3 protein-coding genes are annotated in these 3,637 nt (G+C 64.3%); 2 read left to right on the top strand and 1 reads right to left on the bottom strand.

What is annotated here, in order from left to right; translation table 11 throughout:
- A partial coding sequence (locus AHiyo1_RS06005; protein ID WP_216363138.1) for a helix-turn-helix transcriptional regulator occupies nucleotides 1-1,268 on the top strand: 1,268 nt, incomplete at its 5' end.
- Between the two features lie 169 nt (nucleotides 1,269-1,437).
- Here AHiyo1_RS06005 and AHiyo1_RS24515 read toward each other — a convergent pair.
- Nucleotides 1,438-1,677 carry a hypothetical protein gene (locus AHiyo1_RS24515; protein WP_172465510.1) on the bottom strand — a complete coding sequence of 80 codons (240 nt, stop codon included), beginning with the start codon at nucleotides 1,675-1,677 and terminating at the stop codon, nucleotides 1,438-1,440.
- Between the two features lie 46 nt (nucleotides 1,678-1,723).
- On the opposite strand from AHiyo1_RS24515, the gene AHiyo1_RS24510 reads away from it, so the two are divergent.
- Nucleotides 1,724-3,637 (top strand): hypothetical protein (locus AHiyo1_RS24510; protein WP_172465509.1); only part of this gene is annotated, 1,914 nt, incomplete at its 3' end.

Genomic DNA, 3,637 nt, shown 5'->3' with positions numbered 1-3,637 from the left:
CGCTCGCCGCCACCGTGATCGGGCTGCTCGCCGGCTCCGTCGATGGCGATTACAAGAGGATGGGCCCGGAACTGGAGCGGGTGCTCCTCCAGTCGGGAACCGTGGAAGGCTCCTTGGCCCCACTGTTCAGGGGCCTGGCACTCGCACTTAAGGCAGAAATGATGTGCGCCCTCGGCCGCGGGCGCCAGGCGAGGCTATTGGTTCTCGAAGCTGCCGCCTTGGCGCAGCCCCAGGAGAACGATGTCTTCTTCATCCCCGAGTTCATCTCCGCCCGCCTCGTCATCTGCGCGTTGGCCGTAGGTGACTGGGCCGACGCACAAAATCTCCTCGACAGGTACTACGAATCGTCGGGCGTCTCGATGGCGACCTATGGCGGCGCGGCCTACGTGGTGGCCGGATACATTGCCATCAGGCAGGGAAAAACCGGCGACGCCCTGCCCTTGCTGACGGCGGGACTCGAAGCCTTGAGGGACAGCGATCCGCAGAATCTCTTCGGACTGTGTGCCGCCATGGCTTTCTATGCCGCAGCCGGCGCCGGGCTGCCTGAAGCCGAACGGTTCCGGGCGGACTTCAAAGCCTGGGGACAACACAGCACCCACCTTCTCGCGGCACAGGCAAACAGTTTTTTCGACGCCGGACTTGAACTCCTCAACGCCGACGGTTCGGGAGTGGAAGCGTTGCACCAAAACGCTGACGACGCGGCGAAGGAAAACGCGACGTACCTTGAACTTCATGCCCTTGAGCTTGCGCTCGGCCTGGGAGACACCAGCAGGTTGGACCGGTTTTGTGAAACCGCGGCTGCAACGGAGGGCGAGTGGGCACAAGCGCTCGCCGAGTACGGACGGGCACTCAAGTTCGGGGGAGCTGCCCGGTACCTGTCCGCAGGGGAGAAGCTACAGGCCGCCACTGCCTACCATCTGGCCGCGAAGGCATATGGATTGGCGTTGGCAGCACCGGATCGCGGCCAGACCAAGGAGCTCAGCGCCGTAGCGCGGGCGGGGCTGGCGCACTGCAACGAAGAACTCGGCCAGGGCAGCGAGGAAACGCAGAACGAGTCCGTGGTTCCGAAGCTGACCAAGAGGGAATGGGACATCGTCAATCTGGCGGTCCAGGGACTCAGCGACCGGCAGATTGCGGACACGCTGCTTATCTCGGTCCGGACGGTCGAAGGGCACCTGTACCGCTGCTATTCGAAATTGGGGATCACCGGCAGGGACGAACTTGCAGGAGCCGCGGCCGTCGCGCAGGGAGCGTCGAGTACAGGCTGAAGCCGGGAATGGCCGCGGGGGAGTAGTAGTGCACTCTCGATTCGAACGGACGCCACTGCCGGCGACGAGTACCCGCCACCCGGGGGAAAGGTACTCACACCCGCATACGAGTATCCGGCACCAGGAAAGTCGAGTACTCACTACTGGTGTGGGCCTGACGGCCAGCTGGTTAATTGGGGGGTGTCACCACTCGATCACTGGGGGTCTCGCTCATGTTGACAGCAGGCAGTGCATCTACGGTCCATGCCGTTCGGTCCGGGAACGCGTCCCGGTACCAGGCGTTCGACGCATCTTCGGCGACGTCTTCGTCGGATGGAACCGGAGGCAAATCGGTAATTTCGACGGCCTGGCCGCCGATTGGACCCAGAGCCGCTGTTGAGGACATCGCCGTCGCGCTGGCAGCTTCCAAGGGTGGCGTCCTTGTTACTGGGCCGTCGGGGAGCGGCAAGAGCTACTTGACTACTCGCGCGGTGAACGAACTACGCGGGCGCTCATTCGTCGTCGTCATCCGCGGCAGCGCGGCGTTGGCGAGATCACCGTACGGCGCCCTCAATATCCTTCTGAGCGATCTTGACCCGGGATACCTGGCACATCCAGTCCTGGTGTTGTCGGCACTCACCAATTTGCTCCGTGAGCGCTCCGAGGGAAAGCCGGTGTACCTGGTCATAGAAAACGCGACCGAGCTTGATGAGTTGGCGGCCATGACAGTGGCCCAACTTGCGAGGAACGGCACAGCGCAACTTGTCCTCACCTGCACCGACCCGCAGCGGCTCTGCGGCGAGATCACGCGGCTGTGCGGGGATGGCTTCCTGCACCGGATCGACCTCAAGCCCCTGACTTTCCAGGAATCGCACGCCTGGCTCGAAGCCGGGCTCGGAGCACAGGTCTCCCCGTCCGGCGCCCATGCCCTGTGGACGGCCAGCGGGGGCAACCCGCACTACCTCAAGATGCTCGCAGCGGAGCTCGCCGAATCGGGTTCGCTCCTGAAAAGCGACGGCGTCTGGGTCTTGACGTCCCGGAGCGAACAGCATGGCAGGGCAATCACCGATCTGATCACCACGCGGCTTGGGCGAATGGGCGACGGTGAGCGCAAAGTCCTGGAGATCCTTTCACTGGCCAGGGCCGTGCCCCTGGAATCCCTGCTGGCACTCGCCTCGGCGGACGATGTGGACTCCCTTGAGAAAAGGGGCGTCCTCGTCGTCGACGACTCGTTGCCCAGGATGGCCCGGCTCCAAAGCCAGCTGGTCGGTGACGTGGTCCGGGCGAACGTACCCCCTGGCCGCAGCAACGAACTCCGGGGCCTGCTCCTTAAATCGATGGATCCGGCCCTTGGCCAACGCTCGATGTTGCTATCCATGGCCGCTTGGGCATTGGACTGCGGAGCCAAGCTGGGAAGGGAAGAAGCGCTTGAAGCTGCCGCTATGGCGAACCGGCACCTTGATGCGCGGCTGGCCCTGCGCTTGGTCCGGTCCATTCCGGGCCACTCCACGGTGCCCGGGGCAGTAGCCGAGGAAGCCCGCGCGATGATGACACTGGGTGACGTCGCTGCGGCCCGGGAGCTGCTGGGTCTTCACTTGGATGAACCCGGGGATGAAGCCACCCTGGCCGAATGGGTCCGGCTCAAGCTGGCCGAGGCCGCAGTCCTTCTGGCCCTTCCCGAAACCACGGCGCAAGCCTGCGAAACGCTGGCCCGCGTTAGGCAGCGGCTCGAAGCCGAAACCGGCGAAGGGCAGGACATCGCAACACTTCGGGAGGAACTTGTCCTTGCCGAATCGCAGGCAGCCAGCTATTCGGGTTCCTACGCTGAGATGGCGGCAAGACTGGAAGAAGTTCTTCAAGACTTTGAATCGCACGGCACCGAGTTCCGCCTCCTTGCCGGAAGCTGGCTGTGCGAGGCGTGGGCCCTGACGGGACGGCAATCCGAGGCGGCGGACATGGCGGAACAGCTGACGGCTGACTGCCATGATCCTGCTGTTTCGGTCGCGGCGGCCCGACGCGCCACATCGCGGCTACGGTTCGCCTTCGTACTTGCAGGACGGTGGGATAAAGAGGCGGAAATGGTCCAACCCGGCGACGACCTCTTGGTTTCCGTCGCCGAGGCACTGCCCACAGCGATCGATCTTCCCAAAGCGATCTTCCGGTGCCTCCAGGGACGGGGCCAGGACGGTTTGGACGCGCTCATTCCGGTCATCAGCCAATTGCGCGTCCAGGACAACGAAGGCATGTTGGATGTCGCCTGCACTGCGGCGGCCTACGCCTCGGCTTTGCAGGGCGAGCAGGAGCAGGCCCTGCGCTACCTGAAGGAAGCCTCCACCCAGCTGCGCCGGCCGACGTGGCGGAAGGAACGGACGAAGAGGTACCTCGCGGCG

The sequence above is a fragment of the Arthrobacter sp. Hiyo1 genome, assembly GCF_001263615.2.
Classification (GTDB): Bacteria; Actinomycetota; Actinomycetes; order Actinomycetales; family Micrococcaceae; genus Arthrobacter.
This window is presented reverse-complemented; position numbering and strand designations above follow the sequence as displayed.